Genomic DNA, 17,603 nt, shown 5'->3' with positions numbered 1-17,603 from the left:
GAATGAACGCCTATAATGCTGTATTAGGATGTCTAAAGTTGTCTATATTAGCACACATCTTGAAATAGCTGAAAAGTGAGCTTATAGGTCAACATTTGATTACTTTATTAATAGATTGGGATGTAATAATAATTTCATGGTAATAATGCTAATTATCAAACTCACGTAGCAATCTGTAAATCGTACTTGCAATCACTCAAACCATTGGTTAAGATAATTATATTCTGAAGTGTTGGCTAGCAGATGTTTATTCCCTGAGCCGATAATGCTTTACCAGGATGTGGTACCTATTGCTTCATTGTGTATGCCTGCACCGCTTGCGGTGTATCAGGAAACCTGCCGAGGCAGTGACGCATCCGCCCTGAACTTCACGGTTCATGGGTCACCATCTTGCGGCGGCACTTCGGTTGTTATATTCGGTTAGTAGTTTTTTTATTTATAAGCACTATATTTATAAACAATGAATTACAGCTACTAAAAAGCCCCTTTTATCATTGACGAAAGGGGCTTTTTCTATGCTTGTCTATTAATTCAACTATTCGTCATTAGCAGATTTAGTGATTTTTTTCACGTCTTTAGGAATGGTTTTTGCTGTCCCATCAATCGTTGTATGCTGCTTAAACACATCACCAAACGGTTTTTGCTGTTGACCAAACGGGTTCTGATTATTCATACCACCTGCACCGCCAAACGGGTTTTGACCACCCATGCCGCCAGCACCACCGAATGGGTTTTGTCCGCCGCCCATTTGTCCACCCATCTGCTTGGCCATCATCTCCATCATTTTTTGTTGATTGTTCATGACGTAATTATTGGCAAAGTCTTTGAGCTTTTTCTGCACGGGTGGCAATACAACCAGCAAGGCTAGCAAGTCACTCAGCACACCGGGAATGAGCAGTAAAATACCAGCCGCTGCCATAGCCACACTTTTGATCATGGTTGACTCTTGCGGACGCATCGACGGATTCATCATACCGCCTGCTTTCATCTGCTGGGCCATTGGGTTGAGAGCTGCCATGCCTTTGCGCAGGAGCGAAATACCGATGACGGCGGCGATAATAAACCAAATAAACACCAACCAGCCACTCATAAATTGAGCAAGCAAATACCAAAGCAGCATCTCGATAATAAACCATACGATGGCAATACCAACTATCTGACCCATAAAGTGTCGTCCTATAAAATAAAAACCAATAAATTGAGCGCCATGCAAATTAAAATGGCTAACATATGATGTATATGGGGATTGATTGCTATACTATCAAACTTACGGCTAATTTTTAAGCCATAAAACAAAATGTAAGTAAGACGGAACACTATGGCAATTATTATTGGGATTGATCCAGGTTCACGCATGACCGGCTATGGCATCCTTCAACAAACGGGCGATAAGCTCACCTATGTTGATTCAGGCACCATTCGTACAGATACCAAAGAGATGCCTGAACGCCTAAAACGCATTTTTAATGGCTTGACGCGTATTACTCAGCATCATCTAAAATATGCAGATGAGCCTATTTATACGGCAATTGAACAAGTATTTATGGCAGAAAACCCTGATTCAGCGCTTAAGCTTGGGCAAGCACGTGGCGCAGCCATTGCAGCGATGGTAGCCTTGGATTTGGAAGTTTCAGAATATACTGCACGCCAAATCAAACAAGCCGTTTGTGGCTATGGCGCAGCAGCAAAAGAGCAAGTACAAGAAATGGTGTGCCGGATACTAACTCTGGATTTTGTACCACAACAAGATGCGGCAGACGGTCTTGCCTGCGCCATCTGTCATGCGCACTCAAGCCATTCAATGAACAAATTGATATTAAATAGTGCTATGCGCGGGCGCGGTGCATCTAAGAAAAAAGGTCGCTGGCGTTTAACTGAAGAAGATTTAGGCAATTTGCGTTAAAAAGCTCATTAAATAAGGACAAAAAACACGCACCTTTTCGGACGCGTGTTTTTTATGACTTATCTAATACCACTATTGAACATCGGTAGTTAATTATAACCAGACAGCCCTACTCTACGACTGAGCTTTCAATAACAGCGTCCAGTACATAGGCATACTCTTCACCTTCTGATACCTTATCGCTGTCTAATTGGTAACGTTGCAGGCGTAGCACTTCATCATGCTTACCATCATGCTCATAGCCGTCAATCTCACCATTAAATGCAGACCACTTGCCTTCACTGACTTTAATACCTTGATCATTATAGGTAACTGGTTTTACTTGCAAACACATCTCTAAGCTATTATCAGAGCACACTGTTTCATTAGCATTTACAGCCCAAAATACAGTCTCACCTTTACTATTGTACTTGGCTTGTGACGTCAACCTACCTTTCCAAGTCAAAGTGACCGCATTGCTGGTCACTTGCGTTAGGACTGGGTTATCACCCTCAGTGACACTTAGCTCACTAGTACCCTGCATCAAGGTATCTAAACGATTTTCTGCCTTATTTAGATTTTCGCATAGCATTTTGGTACTCATGCTGTCTTCTGTCGTTAACGTATGACCTTTCAACTCATAACCTGCACTCATAGTGTTACAGCCTACACCATAATTCAGGGTGTTATGACCTTGGTTTTGTTTAAACGACAGCATTACTTGGTTCTTAATATCTACAAGCGTCGTTATGACAGGTCCACCACTTTTATCATCGATATCAAGTAGTGTCCAACGATAACGCGCAAGATTTTCAATCATTTGTTCTTCAGCACTCATCTCGCTTGCCTTAGCTAACGTGGCATTATTATTCACTATATCAGCATCTGCAGTGCTAACATTGGTATCAGCTGACTCGAGATTTGCATCCGTTGGAACAGAAGCATCTTGGCAAGCACTTAATGCCAGACTTATCGCTAGCATACTTGGCAATAGGGCGGATTTAAAAGATAGTGTCATGAAGATCATACCTTGCAGTTATACTTTTTAATTCAACTTTTTGACCCATTTAATCTACAAAATCTGACTGTCACAATTATAAGCTGGATATCAGTCAAATTATTCAAAGGGCATTTAAAAAGATGGTTATAAAAGGGTAATAATCTGACCACTATAGCGCTCATAAGTGATATGGGTGTAACGAAGTGTTTAATTTTATAGATTCATAGTAAATTTCACATATATGCTGATCCTATTTTTAATGTTAACCATAGCAAAACAGCCCTGCGTCGTTAGGAATTATCCTCGTTACGCAAAGCTGTTGCTGCTTATCATTACATTTTTAAAAAATTTACTACTTTAATCTTCTTCATGAACAGGTTTGGCTTTTGCCATATTTTTGATGCTAAAACGCTCGTTCATCATCTGGTAAAAACGGGCAAGATTGTCGCCCTGTTCATTGGGATTGACTTGCAGGACTTTGCCAAAATCTAAACCCAAATATAGCACAATATCAGCAAAGCTCAGCTGGTCACCGACCAGATACTCATGATCCTCCAACAGGGTTTCAAAATATGCCAATGCTTTAACAGCACGTGCGATAGATGGCGCGACAAACTCTGGTACTTGCTCAACACGCTGGGCTTTTGATGGGTGGCTATGCTGAAAGGCGAGCATAAAGTTATATAGCACCTCAAATTCGGCGATACGGCGCATAGAGCATACTTGCGCACGCTGTACCACATCATTGCCCATCACCGAGCGCTCACCATAAACACGGTCGAGATATTCGCACACTGCCTGCGAGTCATTGAGTACAGTCCCATCATCTAATGTCAAAACAGGTACGGTTTGCATAGGATTTATTTTGGTAAATGCCTCTGACATTTGCTCGTTGGCAGCAAAATCGATATCAATCACATCGAGGTCATCCATATCATCAATATCGATACCTTTTGATGCTAGTAAAATAAGTGCTTTCCGTGGATTAGGTGCAGTACGGGTGACATATAATTTTTTCATAAAAACTCCTTGTAAGGTGGGCTTAAAAGCGACTTAGCGCTGCTATACTTTATTATGATTGTTGTGTCATCAAGTATCAAATGCTCCATTAACTCAAGTATTAACGATAACGATTCATCTCTAAATCATGCATACTTGATTTACTAGTTATAGCGTACTCTGTTCATCATAGCAAAGCCTTATTTAGCTGATGCTTCTGATGTTAAGCTGAATAACAGAAAGCCCCACAATTTTGCATTATAGGGCTTTTTAAATCATCTCTTCATCAAGCTCACATGCTCCAGCTTATTATTTATTAGGTGCAGGAGTGGTACGTAAATACGGCTTAATTTCTGTGTGACCTTTTGGATATTTGGCAGCGATATCTTCGTTTTTAACACTTGGCGGAATGATAACGTCATCACCATCTTTCCAGTCTACTGGCGTTGCGATGTTGTATTCATCAGACAATTGCAATGCGTCAATCACGCGAAGGATCTCGTCAAAGTTACGACCACAGCTAGCAGGATAAGTCAGTGTTAGTCGAATCTTTTTGCTTGGGTCAATAATAAAGACGCTACGTACGGTATGCGTGCTGTCTGCATTTGGATGCATCATGTCATACAGCTCAGCCACTTCTTTATTAGGATCAGCAATGATTGGGAAGTTCAGTTCAGTACCTTGAGTTTCACCGATATCTTTTGCCCAGGCATGATGGTCATCGATACCGTCAACAGAGATACAAATTGGCTTCACGCCGCGCTTTTGAAATTCGCCATTTAGCGCAGCAGCACGACCAAGCTCAGTGGTACATACTGGGGTAAAATCGGCTGGATGTGAGAAGAAAACTACCCAATTATCACCCGCCCATTCATGGAAATTGATATCACCTTCAGTAGTGGTTGCATCAAAATTTGGTGCGGTATCGCCTAAACGTAAATGTGCCATGCTTGATTCCTTATTTATGATTGTGACGAGCGCTATTATCGAATGCTATCTACGCGCTCTCTTATTATCAACGACATACTCAGCGGTTAAAATATCTACCAAGCATCTCAACAAAAAAACTGACTTTATCTTAACAAACTGGTTATGAATGTCTTGTGACGGATTGTAATGCGGTTATTCCTTTTGTTACTAACACGAATGTAGCAAAATTATTCTTTGAAAACAAAGTAATGAGCTAAAAAGTGAGAAGTTAAGTAGACGTTTATATCACCATCCCTGAATCCCACAGACAAAACTCACCAAACTTTCCACGCTTACTCGTACCACCTGCGGCACGCCCAGCATCTGTTAATAACAACTCACCTTCTTGCTCTTGCAAATATCCCGCTGTCAGTAATTTATCGTTTAATTCTTGGGTTTTAAAGCCCAACTCTTTGGCAAGCTTTGCCGTCGTTAACTTAGAATAATTAGGTGTTGCTATTTCTGTAGGTTTAGCAGAATGAGTTTCAGTAGGGACTCGAGAAGCACTCTCAGAACTAAGGTTGTTATCAATACTATTATTAGGCTCAATTATTTTTTCAAGTGACATTCTGACTTCATCACTGATACGAATAATGCGCTGGGCCTCTTCATAAGTATCGGCATAGAGTTTCGCATCTTCATTACGGTAAATCAGTACGCCCATTTCATTATTATTGACTTGGCTGAATTCATAAAGGTTTAAGCTCGTAATAATGCACTCATTTTCGTTCAGGTAACACTTTGCATGCAAGTTTTTACAAAAGCTGGTGCGAATAAAAGTCAGATTTTTGAGCCAGTTTATTTCTTCAGGGTGCAAATCATTTTTACCATAAACGATACGGATATCAATTTTAAGACGATTACGATCTTCTAACAGCTCTTTGATACGCTCATTAAGCTTTAGATAGGGGCTAATAATAATCAATCTATCAGACGCATTTTTAATCAACTCTTCTAAATGATAAGTCGTGCCACTGCTGTTTAAAAATTTTGCCATTTTAATACCCTCAACATCTACGATTAAAATTTATACTTATTCACAAAAAAGCCCATCCCTAGCGTACTAGAAATGGGTAACATTGCAAACTACTATTGTTCAGTATTTTCTTACAATAAATATAAACTGCGTTAATGATAACTTAAGCAGGTTTATAACTATCACGTAAGCTGACGATTTGGTTAAAGACAGGCTTATCACTGCTATGATCTTCGCTATCAGAGATAAAGTAACCTTCACGCTCAAACTGGAAGCGCGTGCCAGCGTCTGCATTGACCAATGATGGCTCAACCACAGCATTTAGCTCAGTCAATGAGTTAGGATTCAAGGCTTGATGGACGTCAGCGACGCCACTTGGGTCTTCGACACTAAATAGCTGCTCATACATGCGCACCGTTGCTGAAACGCCTTGGCTAGCCGATACCCAATGAATCACGCCTTTAACCTTACGACCTTCAGGATTGTTGCCCAAAGTCGCCGGATCAATCGTTGCTTTAAGCTCAATCACGTTACCGTTATCATCTAAAATATGCTCCGTCACGGCCAATACATAGGTATTACGCAGACGAATTTCATTCTTCTCTGGTGATAAACGCTTATAACCTGCTGGCGGCTCAATTTCATAATCGCCTTGATCAATATAAATGGTCTCAGTAAATGGAATTTCACGTTCACCCATATCGACATTGGGATGATTGGGCTGAGTTAACCATAAAGTCTGCGAGGCATCGTCAAAACGAGCTTGAACGGTGTCAGCCTTTTGCAACTCCCAACTGCTAACAGCATCGCTAAAGTTGGTAATGGTCACTTTTAATGGTTTAAGCACTGCCATGCCACGTGCAGTTGTCGTCTCTAGTGACTGACGAATACTAAATTCTAATAAGCGAAAGTCTACAACACTGTCTACTTTGGTTACACCAACACGCTCACAGAAATCACGTAGGCCTTCTGGCGTATAACCACGGCGACGCATGCCCGCAATCGTCGGCATACGTGGATCATCCCAACCGCTAACGATATTTTCATCTACCAGCTGCTTTAATTTGCGTTTACTGGTCAATGTATGGTCGACATTTAGACGAGAGAACTCATACTGATGCGGCGGTTGCTCGAAGCCAACTTTTTCTATTGCCCAGTCATAAAATGGACGATGGTCTTCAAACTCTAACGTACATAATGAATGGGTAATGCCTTCAAGCGCATCAGATAATGGATGGGCAAAATCATACATCGGATAGATACACCATTTATCACCCGTTTGGTGATGTGCTTGATGCATAATTCGATAGATAACAGGATCACGTAGGTTCATATTAGGGCTTGCCATATCAATCTTGGCACGTAGCACTGCTTTACCTTCAGCATATTTGCCCTCTTTCATATCATCAAAGAGTTGCAAATTTTCTTCAACACTGGCATTACGATATGGCGACGCTGTCCCTGCTTCATTAAATGAGCCACGATTTTCTTTGATTTGCTCAGGCGATTGCAAATCTACATAAGCATCGCCTTGCTTGATCAGCTGAATCGCCCAAGCATGAAGTTGGTCGAAATATCCTGAAGCATGGTACGCCTCTCCTGCCCACTCAAAGCCCAACCATTTTACATCATTCTCGATGTTATCGATGAAGTCTTGCTTTTCTGCGGTTGGGTTGGTGTCATCAAAGCGCAGGTTGCAGATACCGCCAAACTCCTCAGCCACACCAAAGTTTAGGCAGATGGACTTTACGTGCCCCAAGTGCAAGTAACCATTGGGCTCAGGTGGGAAACGAGTGACAATCTGCTTGTATTTTTGCGCATTAACATCATCACGAATAATATTACGAATAAAGTCGTTTTTATGTTCGTCTTTTTGTGCATTATTGCTTGAGTGCTCACTCATCGGGCATTGCTCCTAACGCAAATGGTCAATTCATGCGACGTGCCATCACGCCTCATGGAAAATTCAAAATATTTGATAAAGTAAAACGATATCGTAAAACAAGCCTCAGCCATGAAATTTAAGCCAATTTACAAAAATTTGGGTTATAAAAACAGTGTGTTATAAACACCAAGCTATGATGACTTTTTGTCAAAATCGTTTAGAAATGGGTAAAGTTGCGTTATTCTATCAGCTTTTGCAAACGCATTAACAGCCTGATACATGACACGGGATAAAAAAGCCGTTAGACTAGCCATAACTTTTTATCCACCAACTTTTTATCCACCACTTAACAGCGTCATTTTAGGCGCTGCAATAAAGAGGAATATCCTATGGTAGACATGCCACCAGTAGTAGAACTTGACACCAGTATGGGTGCGATCGTTATCGAACTCAATGAAGAAAAAGCACCAAAAACCGTTGAAAACTTTTTAAACTACGTAAAATCTGGTCATTATGATGGCACGATTTTTCATCGCATTATTGACGGCTTTATGATTCAAGGCGGTGGAATGGACGCTGACATGAATGAAAAAGCCACCAACAAGCCAGTAGAAAACGAAGCAGACAACGGTCTAAAGAACGACGCTGGCACGATTGCTATGGCGCGTACGCAAGATCCACATTCAGCGACTAGCCAATTTTTTGTCAACGTAAAAGACAACGATTTCTTAAACCATTCTGGCAAAAACATGCAAGGTTGGGGTTATACCGTATTTGGTAAAGTAACAAGCGGTATGGACGTCATCGAAAAAATGCGTGGCGTCCCAACTGGTCGTTTCGGCATGCATGCTGATGTACCAAAAGAGCCAGTGGTTATCAATTCAGCCACCATCATCACTCAGTAATCATTCTTCAATAGTTGTTACTCAGTAGCGATGAATCAGTGAAAGCTTATGAGTCGTTACTGTTTAAAGTTATGAGGATAAGGATAAATGCAAAGTTTCAGCCACCTAATTACCACCCGCCCTCATGAAGTGCGACAAGTATTGATTAGCGATTTGCATTTATCGCCTGAAGAGCCTGCCTTAGTGCAGGCTTTTTTGGCGCTGCTTGATGATTGCCTTGCCTTACCTGCGCTAAAACGCCTATTTATATTAGGTGACTGGTTCGAAGTCTGGCTTGGGGATGATTTTTATTCGTCTTTATCCGAAGAGGAACGACAAATACATTGGCTCACACCACTTATCATTAAATTAAAGAAACTGCGCATAGCTGGCTGCGAGATTTTGGTCATGCACGGCAATCGCGATTTTTTGTTAGGGCAGCCTTTTTGTAATATATTCGGTGGCGAGCTTATTTATGAGCCGTATACCTTAACCGTTGGACAGCAAAACTATCGCTTAGAACACGGTGATGCACTATGCGTTGATGATAAAAAGTATCAGTTTTTTCGTAAAGTCATGCGTAATCGTTTGACGCAGTGGTATTTGCTCAATAAATCGTTAGAAAAACGCTTGGCGATTGCTGATAATATGCGGCAAAAAAGTCAGCAAAATAATGCCAATAAAGCGGCGCATATCATGGATGTTAATGAAGCAGCAGTGAATAAAGCTATTTATCGCTTTGACGCCCTACTACATGGTCATACCCATCGTCCTGAAATCCACCAAAGTAATGAGGGTAAAACTCGCTATGTACTTGGTGATTGGCGACTGTTAAATAAGGACAAGCGCCAGCAAAAAGTGAGTGCCGTGATTGGTGCGATTACAGCAAGCGTAGATGAAGGTATTATGGCTGATAGTGCAGAGTTTAACTTATATGAATTTACCATTACTATTTAAATACCTGAACATCAAAACTGCTGCTGTTATTCTTAGACAATGAAAAACTCCGTTATAAAACGGAGTTTTTTTTATTTAGTAACATCGTTATTTTTAAACAACCTTTGAAAACAACGATTATCCAAAAATAGTGATTTCAACCTATCTCACCACCCCGCCAATGAAGACGCGCTACGCTGAGTAATAAAACCATCTGGCGTTTGACCGTTGGCTGCTTGCCAGCGCTGGAACGCATTGCGAGTATTGGTACCTACAATACCATCAGAGCCTTTTGTATCGTAGCCTGAGCTTGTCAAACGCTGTTGTAAATTGCGTACTTGCGACGTTGATAACGGACGCTCATAACGTGGCCATGACTTTTGTAAACCGCCTTGTCCGATCAGTGCTTTACCTAATAAGCTGACACCAAGGGCATAGCTTGATGAGTTGTTATAGACTTTTATGACATCAAAATTTGGACTGAGTAGCAGTACTGGACCGTCTTTACCCGCTGGCAGCCACAACTCCATTTGAGTGTTACCATCCAAGGACACATCGGCTATGGTATCGACGCCCATTGACGCCCATCTAGCAGCAGGCTGCTTGGTACCAACCAGTGTGTAATCAAATGATGACGGAATGGTTGCTTCATAAAACGGCGCTAAACCACGTACCCAACCTGAATTGCTCAGATAATTAGCAGTAGATGCCAAGGCGTCGCCCGTCGACCATGGGTTACGGTGACCGTTACCATCACCGTCAACCCCATGCTTAAGCCACGTATCAGGGATAAACTGCGTCTGCCCCATACCGCCTGCCCAAGAGCCATCGAGCTGTGACCAAGACACATCGCCGCGCTGTAATAGTGTTGCTAGTGATAATAGCTGAGTTTCGGCAAATTCTTGACGGCGCCCATCATAAGCAAGGCTAGCTAGCGAGCTTGGAATACTACTATTGCCCGTTACTACGCCGTATGACGACTCCATGCCCCAAATCGCTGCAATGATTTCTGCATTGACGCCATACTGCGACTGTAACTGCGATAAATACGTGCGTTGCTCAGCGAACTTACGCTTACCAGTACTGACGCGACCATCTGATACCGCAGAATCGACATACTCCCATGGCATTTTTGAAAACTCTGGCTGTCCTGAATCAAGCGAGATGACTTGTTGATTTAAGTAAGCAGAATCGAGCAGACGACGAACCGTAGCAGCATCATGACCTGATGAAATGGCACGCATAGAAAAATCAGACTTCCAATCAGAAAAACTATTGTAGCTTGGCTTTGCGGGTGTTGGTTTAATGACCGGTGCTGGAGTCGGCTTCACTTGAATGGTTTGAGTCTGGGTAAGTTGCACATTACCTTGACGAACTGGCTTATTAGGTTGCTGCATCGCCTGCTGACTGGTACAGCCAACCATCACTAAGGCAGGGAAAAAGGCAAGGTAGTGTTTATTTAATCGCATAAGAAGTCTCAAGTATCCGTAAGTAAGGTGCAATGTGGCTTAGATAATTCCATTTAATCGCCAAACAATAAGAAATTTAACGCCCTAGTACCGCTCGTGGATCAATAGGGTTGCCATTTAAGCGTACTTGAAATTCCAAACCCACTTGATTGGTCTGACCACTATTACCCATATTTGCGATACGTTGACCGCGTTGGACGCTATCGCCTTCTTTAACCAATAGCTGACTGTTATGGGCATAAGCAGTGATATAGTTGTCACTATGACGAATCATAATCAAGTTGCCATACTCTGGCAGACCGTTGCCCGAATAAAGAACCGTACCTGATTGACTTGCTTGCACTGGATCACCTACGTTACCAGCAAACCACATGCCCATCGTGCTAGATGCTGCATCGAAATTACGGGTTATTTGATTGCGAGTCGGATACTCATAGCCTGACGTTGCATTGGCAGTCACTTCATAGACGGGCGGTTGTGAATAGTTAGGCGTGCTGGTCACAGGCGGTGTATAGGTTGGCTGTGTAGGTGTAGAGTTATTGTTCGAAGCATTGTAGCGATTACTATTATTAGCGCTTGCCGGCTCACCTTGCCACAGTTTGAGCCACTGACCACTATAAATGGTGTATTTACTGTCTAGGCCATTCAGTGAACCAATTTGACGGTAATTGAGATTATAGCGCGCCGCCACTTGACTGACCGTATCGCCGCGCTGCACCCGATGATAGTTAGGAACCCCTTGATTATTGGTAATAATCTTCGGTCCCGCTTGGTTGGCTGATTGGTAAGTGGGTTTGGTAGCACAGCCTACCATCGTTACTGTGGCAGCAGCCATCGTGCCCAGCAATGCCACTGTGATAAATCGCGATCCAGCAATAAGCTTCTTCATACAAGATTTCCTATTCTTTATGTTACGTACAAACTCCTTGTGTGACTCACAAGCATTTTGCTAACTGTTATACCGTTTAATGTCTCAGATATCATCATTAATCATTGGATAATAAATGAGTTTTCTAATGTCTTGCTACTTATCATAGCGCTCATCATCAAATTAACACTTTATAAGACCAGCATTTATAAGACTGCTATTTAAAAAATAAGCAATAATAACTCACTCAATTTATAAGACCAACGCTGATAGCATATCGAGTGTGGCGGCTGGCGTATGGTGCAAACGTACAGGCGATAGACTGATGTAACCTGCGGCAACCGCTTGATCATCAGTCATAGTAGTACCTGACGAATCATGATCAGTATTATCTGCCAATGTATCCTGACGCTTGCGTAGTGATAACCAATATGCATCTCGCCCGCGTGGATCTACTACATGATGGACAGGACACGCTATTTTCCTATGCCCCAAAGCTGTCATTTTGCGACCGTTAATCTCATTAGCATTACTCACATCAGGAATATTAACGTTTAATACGTGATAGGGCAAATTTTTGCAAATATCCAATATTGGCGTATCACTCAATAATTTCACAATCTCACTTGCTGCCATTTGATAATGACGCTCACATTCCTGCTCACTGCTTTTTGCCCCACCGCCTACTAATGAGGTCGCAATAGCGGGTATACTAAATAACTGAGCGGTTAATGCCGCCCCAAAAGTGCCTGAAAACAAAACGTCTTGACCAAGATTGGCACCTGAATTGATCCCCGTAATCACACAATCAAAATCTGTGTCAGAATATATTTCGTTTAATGCTAGATAAATACAGTCAGATGGTGTGCTATTGACAGCAATAAAACCAGAAGGCAATTGATGCGTATATAAGGGTGTGGTGATACTTAAGGCACTGGCGCAGCCACTTTGCTCGCTAGCTGGCGCAACCACCATGACCTCGGCAATAGTAGATAATGCCTCATATAGTGCCAGCAAACCTGGTGCATAAACCCCATCGTCATTGCTCATTAAAATCTTCATATTTACTCAATCTATTTATGAATGACCGTTCATCCACTTATCTACGTTATTCACGTAAAGTTGCTATAATCACCGCTATTGGCACTAAGGTCATTCTACTTAAAAGCATAATAATCAAAGCTATATCAGTTGTTTATACTGCTCGTCTATGTTTGTTCGTATAGTAAATAGCTATGATTATTTCGGGCGATTATACCCTAATAGTCTATTGAGACGAACCCACTCTTTATACATAATTTGCATAATAACGTAGTTTATTGAATGATTTTCCCAGAGCAAAATCCCTATTTTTCATCATTAAAAACCTGCGCTGAGGTTACAGTAGGCTACAACCCACAACATTTACAACTTATACTTTTATGTTGAGGTAACTTACCGGTTTATAATACGGCTATGTTGCTGGAGACCTGATTTAGCTCACAATATCTCTACACATAAATCAATATTTTATGTGACATTTGTTTTTTTACCCATTAACATAGCACCATTAAATAAAGATAAGCGAGTGTGATACTGAATGAAAAATCAATCGATATTATCTATGACTTCTGTATTGGCAAGAAGTGCCTCAAAAGTCGGGCTAGCAGCATTGATAACATCTATTGCGATGCTGTCTCAAGCCACAAATGCTGCACCCAATTCTGCGACGACCATACCTTTAGATTTATCTGGTATCAATATCACAAAACATGAAATTGCGGTTATGCAAGTGCTGTCAGAGATATGCCCGCCGATGCTAAATGGCAAGCAAAAGCAACGTTTTTATAAGTCTTATAACGTGCAGCTTCATGAGTTGATGCCGTCATTAGAAGACCCAAAAGCAGCTATCCAGTACTTATCTACTCAGCAAGATTATCGTCAAATTCTGCAAGGCATTCGTAGCTGGACAATGGGGTTTTCTAAGCAAGACAATAAAGCATTGTGTGAAGATTTAGCGAATGCTGAATATCAGTAGTAGACCTTTATTGATACGCTATGTTATCGAAATACGTTTTTAAGCCATAGTAAGAGGTTAAAGAGGTAAAGATCGTCATAATTAACGATAACAATCTACTTTCTTATCTCTTTAATATCTGTATAAAGTGGTCAAATAAGTATTATATAAGCTAGTGCTGAGTGTTTATTTAGATGACTCGCTACAAAAAGCTTGCTGCTATCCCTATTATTTAATAAGGATAGTAGCAAGCTTTTTTATGAGTGAAGTTTATAAAATTATTCGCTTTATTTTTAATAACGTCTTATTTTATTGTATTTATCGTTTCCCCATCGGGCGGCATTTTGCTAAGATAAGGCGTTAATTTTATGTCCGTTGCTTTAGTCTCCTCTACTCTCAAAAAATCCATGGTTTAACCTGAGATTTAACATAGTCTGCCAAAGATTGTGTAAAGGTGCGGTGTTGGGGACAAGCGACAGATACATTTGGTTTTATGATGCGGTGTAACAATCTATGACAGTAAAGCGTGTGAAAAAACAGCTGGTGCAGCTGGTAGTGGGTGTCAGTATTTCTATGGGTGCAGTGATGGCAAGTGCAGCCATACAGCCGCCTGAGATGGCAAATACTGCGTATGTATTAATGGACTATAACACGGGTGAAATTTTGGCACAGAAAAATGCCAACCAAGCCTTGCCGCCAGCATCTTTGACCAAAATGATGACCAGTTACATCATTGAACAGCGCTTAGCTTCAGGCGACCTCAAAGAAACCGATCAGGTATTGATGAGTCCAAGTGCTTGGTGCCGTGGCAGTAGTAGCCAGTCGTGCATGTATGTACCGGTGAATAAGAGCGCAAGTGTCATCGATATGCTACGCGGTATTATTATACAATCAGGTAATGACGCCTCAAAAGCAATGGCTGAGCATATCGCTGGTAGCGAAGCATCGTTTGCTATCTTGATGAATGAGCAAGCGCAAAAGATTGGTATGAAGAATACCCATTTCGTCAACTCTACTGGTATGCCTGATGAGGGTCACCAAGCATCTGCTCTAGATTTGGCCAAGCTATCACGCGCCATTATCAAAAACAGCGGCGATTACTACAGTATTTATTCAGAAAAAGAGTTTACCTATAACGGTATTACTCAAGGTAATCGTAATGCCCTACTCGCTACCGACCCTACTGTTGATGGTCTAAAAACAGGACATACGGATGCAGCTGGGTATTGCTTAGCAGCCTCGAGCAACCGTGAAGGTATGCGCTTAATCTCTGTCATTATGGGCACTGAAAGTCAGCAAGCACGTGCTGATCAGTCGCGTGAATTGCTCAATTGGGGTTTTGGTCACTTCACAACGGTTACTCAAGCACCTGCTGGTCAGTTTGTCAGCAAAGTTCCTGTCTGGTTTGGTGAAGCAAAAGAGATAGAAGTAGCGACTGGTGATAATTTGCAGATTTTGACCACTAAAACTCAAAAGAATAAAATCACTACTGTGGTCGATATTCCTGAAAGCTTAGAAGCGCCTATCAAAAAGGGTCAAGAAATCGGTAAAATGATGGCTGTGATAGATGGCAAAGCAGTGGCTTCTGTGCCTGTGATTGCGACAAGCGATATTGAGCAATCAGGCTTTATGAGCCGTATCTGGCAACGTTTTTCTCGTTGGACCCAGAACTTATTTTAAGCACAATGATAGCGTTTTGAAATAATGCTTTTATCATGAAGTTCAACATAAAAAAGACGTCTCATATCGAGGCGTCTTTTTTATGTCTACTTACTTTGTAAGTCTACCTATTGTTATGACCATGTCAGCCAGCTTTTTAGTAAATCACTTAGCGCTTTGTCTTCATATTTGGCAACTTCGCAGTAGTCTATACCTGCAGCCTTTAGACCAAACTCAAAATCGGCTAAATATTTTGCTTGCTGCTGTGGATACCAAAACACCAGTAACGTTCGATATTCTGTCTCAGCCGCACGAATATGACTCGCTAATGAGGCTGCTTTTCTGGGGAACACATCTTCTGCAAACATCAGCATGTCAAATTGCTTTGCATGTACCTCATCTATAACCAGCTGTTCATGTTGATAGCAGGCCACATCAGCACCCAAATGCTGTAATTGATCTACCAACAACCCTTTTTCATGATAGTAGTAATAAATAATTTTTAAGCCGCGCAGATGTTGCTGTTGTTGAGAATGGTGTTGATTAGACATAGGAATAGTAACTGTAAAATTCGTACCAACACCTAAAATGCTATCCACTTCAATGCTAGCCCCCATCAGCTGAGCCATTTGCTTAACCACTGGTAGACCAATTCCCGACCCTTCGTATTGACGGGTTTGCGATGAATCTACCTGAAAAAATGGATTAAAAATATCTTCAATAAAACTGCTATCAATCCCGATACCACTGTCCTTTACGCTAATCTGCCAGCGATTGCTGTTATCAAAATGGGTCAGTTGCGACGTAATGGTGATTTGACCTGCTGGTGTGAACTTCATGGCGTTACTGACCAGTATCGCTAAAATTTGCTGTATTCTTTCAGCATCGCCTTCGAGGATATAATCGTTATGATGGATATGACTGATTAACGTTAAGCCCTTTTTCTTAATAGCTGGCTCAAACTCTGCCAATAAGTCAGCGATTAGTTGCAATGGATTAAATTCGTGCACATGTAGGCTGATTTGACCTTTCTGGATTTGATTTAACTGAATAATTTGATCTAAGGTTAAGACCAGCTTTTCACTACCCTCTCGAATAATATCAACCGCGTCTCTTTGCTCGTGATTTAACTTTTCATCATCTAGTAGCTGTAAGCCGCCAACGATCGCATTTAGTGAAGTTTTTAGCTCATGGGTAATCATACTTTGAAAATTATGTAGCTGCACATCAAGCGACACATCTTTATGATGCAGTTGTTGCTCGAAAGCCGCAAGTGCCTCATAATCTTGCTTTGCGATTTGTAGGCGATCAAATAGGGTAATAAAAGCCTGTTTAATCTGTACCAACTCCTGAAACTCAAAACGCTGCTGAATCAGAGGTAACTGCTCAATATCTGGATTTTTTATAACTATATCGCAAGCTGCCGTCAGATTGGCGATATCTTTTGACGGCCAATTCAGCTTACGCAGGATAAACAACGCCCAAATAATCGCCAATAGCGTTGTCATAAGCCATAGCAGTAGGTTCTTTTTAATCCAATTTTCACGCAGCGTCGCCACATCTAAAGTGATATTCAGATAACCAACCAAAGCATCTTCTTTAGGTGAAATAATTTTATTAGTAGGATCGCCAACGACTGGATAGTTAAAGCTAACTGTATTAGCAAATAATGCATTTTTCCAATCATCTCTTAATTGATTGGCTTCAACAATAGGCTGAGAGGTGGTATAAAATAAAATGCTCTCAATGCCTTGTTCTTTTTCTAATAAAAAACGTATTTGTTCATCGACGATATCGGTGGAATCTGCTATCGATGCGCTGATGGTCAGTAATGTCGCTAAATCCTGAATATGCTGGCGCGTATCTTTGTAATAGTGAACAAAGCCATAAATAAAAGACACTAATAGACCTGCTAAAACAGCCAAAACCATGGTCTGCATGATAGAGTGCCAGATAAGCGTAGGAAGTGTTTGATGCGGGCGGTTGTTCATATCACTCAACTGAGTTAGACAACTTTTGATTATAGTACAGGTATTTTATAGCGGTTATAAGTGAAAATTGATATTTTAAGGCAATTAAT

Annotated in this window: 15 protein-coding genes and 1 other RNA gene; 6 read left to right on the top strand and 10 right to left on the bottom strand. The window is 41.3% G+C overall.

What is annotated here, in order from left to right; all coding sequences use genetic code 11:
- Nucleotides 1-218: 218 nt before the first annotated feature.
- A non-coding RNA gene (ssrS, locus tag VLA57_RS11290) (6S RNA) lies at nucleotides 219-414 on the top strand.
- Between the two features lie 121 nt (nucleotides 415-535).
- Here ssrS and VLA57_RS11285 read toward each other — a convergent pair.
- Nucleotides 536-1,165 carry an FxsA family protein gene (locus VLA57_RS11285; protein ID WP_133105232.1) on the bottom strand — a complete coding sequence of 210 codons (630 nt, stop codon included), beginning with the start codon at nucleotides 1,163-1,165 and terminating at the stop codon, nucleotides 536-538.
- 153 nt (nucleotides 1,166-1,318) lie between these two features.
- Here VLA57_RS11285 and ruvC point away from each other — a divergent pair, with 153 nt between their 5' ends.
- Nucleotides 1,319-1,903, top strand: a complete 585-nt coding sequence (gene ruvC, locus VLA57_RS11280; RefSeq protein ID WP_133105233.1) for a crossover junction endodeoxyribonuclease RuvC — start codon at nucleotides 1,319-1,321, stop codon at nucleotides 1,901-1,903.
- Between the two features lie 109 nt (nucleotides 1,904-2,012).
- Here ruvC and VLA57_RS11275 read toward each other — a convergent pair whose 3' ends face one another.
- From VLA57_RS11275 to VLA57_RS11255, 5 genes are all read right to left on the bottom strand, one after another.
- Nucleotides 2,013-2,900 (bottom strand): META domain-containing protein, encoded by an 888-nt coding sequence (locus VLA57_RS11275; RefSeq protein ID WP_149409846.1) that lies wholly within the window; start codon nucleotides 2,898-2,900, stop codon nucleotides 2,013-2,015.
- Between the two features lie 339 nt (nucleotides 2,901-3,239).
- Entirely contained in the window at nucleotides 3,240-3,902 is a 663-nt protein-coding gene (locus VLA57_RS11270; protein ID WP_333954969.1) for a glutathione S-transferase family protein, read from the bottom strand.
- A gap of 288 nt (nucleotides 3,903-4,190) precedes the next feature.
- Nucleotides 4,191-4,829, bottom strand: coding sequence for a peroxiredoxin (locus VLA57_RS11265; RefSeq protein ID WP_011513017.1), 639 nt, complete (start codon nucleotides 4,827-4,829; stop codon nucleotides 4,191-4,193).
- Between the two features lie 262 nt (nucleotides 4,830-5,091).
- Nucleotides 5,092-5,847, bottom strand: a complete 756-nt coding sequence (locus VLA57_RS11260) for a phospholipase D family protein (protein WP_333954967.1) — start codon at nucleotides 5,845-5,847, stop codon at nucleotides 5,092-5,094.
- Nucleotides 5,848-5,989: 142 nt separating this feature from the next.
- Nucleotides 5,990-7,729, bottom strand: a complete 1,740-nt coding sequence (locus VLA57_RS11255; RefSeq protein ID WP_333954966.1) for a glutamine--tRNA ligase/YqeY domain fusion protein — start codon at nucleotides 7,727-7,729, stop codon at nucleotides 5,990-5,992.
- A 371-nt stretch (nucleotides 7,730-8,100) separates the two neighbouring features.
- On the opposite strand from VLA57_RS11255, the gene VLA57_RS11250 reads away from it, so the two are divergent.
- Nucleotides 8,101-8,616, top strand: a complete 516-nt coding sequence (locus VLA57_RS11250) for a peptidylprolyl isomerase (protein ID WP_020442935.1) — start codon at nucleotides 8,101-8,103, stop codon at nucleotides 8,614-8,616.
- Nucleotides 8,617-8,703: 87 nt separating this feature from the next.
- On the top strand, nucleotides 8,704-9,552 hold the full coding sequence (locus tag VLA57_RS11245) for a UDP-2,3-diacylglucosamine diphosphatase (RefSeq protein WP_333954965.1): 849 nt from the start codon (nucleotides 8,704-8,706) through the stop codon (nucleotides 9,550-9,552).
- 146 nt (nucleotides 9,553-9,698) lie between these two features.
- On the opposite strand, the gene VLA57_RS11240 is transcribed toward VLA57_RS11245, so the two are convergent.
- The 3 genes from VLA57_RS11240 to surE form a co-directional block, all read right to left on the bottom strand.
- Complete coding sequence (locus tag VLA57_RS11240) at nucleotides 9,699-11,000, bottom strand: lytic murein transglycosylase (RefSeq protein ID WP_201551200.1); 1,302 nt, start codon at nucleotides 10,998-11,000, stop codon at nucleotides 9,699-9,701.
- Between the two features lie 76 nt (nucleotides 11,001-11,076).
- Nucleotides 11,077-11,889 (bottom strand): M23 family metallopeptidase, encoded by an 813-nt coding sequence (locus VLA57_RS11235; protein WP_201532095.1) that lies wholly within the window; start codon nucleotides 11,887-11,889, stop codon nucleotides 11,077-11,079.
- A gap of 231 nt (nucleotides 11,890-12,120) precedes the next feature.
- Entirely contained in the window at nucleotides 12,121-12,930 is an 810-nt protein-coding gene (gene surE, locus VLA57_RS11230) for a 5'/3'-nucleotidase SurE (RefSeq protein WP_133105240.1), read from the bottom strand.
- 517 nt (nucleotides 12,931-13,447) lie between these two features.
- Between surE and VLA57_RS11225 the strand changes: the two genes are divergently transcribed.
- Nucleotides 13,448-13,885, top strand: coding sequence for an MCR_0457 family protein (locus VLA57_RS11225; RefSeq protein ID WP_011513009.1), 438 nt, complete (start codon nucleotides 13,448-13,450; stop codon nucleotides 13,883-13,885).
- A gap of 492 nt (nucleotides 13,886-14,377) precedes the next feature.
- Nucleotides 14,378-15,544: a D-alanyl-D-alanine carboxypeptidase family protein gene (locus VLA57_RS11220; protein WP_011513008.1), complete on the top strand. Its 1,167-nt coding sequence runs from the start codon at nucleotides 14,378-14,380 to the stop codon at nucleotides 15,542-15,544.
- Between the two features lie 113 nt (nucleotides 15,545-15,657).
- On the opposite strand, the gene VLA57_RS11215 is transcribed toward VLA57_RS11220, so the two are convergent.
- Nucleotides 15,658-17,514, bottom strand: a complete 1,857-nt coding sequence (locus VLA57_RS11215) for a sensor histidine kinase (protein ID WP_201532098.1) — start codon at nucleotides 17,512-17,514, stop codon at nucleotides 15,658-15,660.
- Nucleotides 17,515-17,603 lie beyond the last annotated feature (89 nt).

Origin of the sequence: Psychrobacter sp. S4(2024), from assembly GCF_036861305.1 — a bacterium.
Taxonomy (GTDB): Bacteria; Pseudomonadota; Gammaproteobacteria; order Pseudomonadales; family Moraxellaceae; genus Psychrobacter; species Psychrobacter cryohalolentis.
The sequence above is the reverse complement of the archived record's forward strand: the minus strand, read 5'-3'. Positions and strand labels throughout refer to the sequence as shown.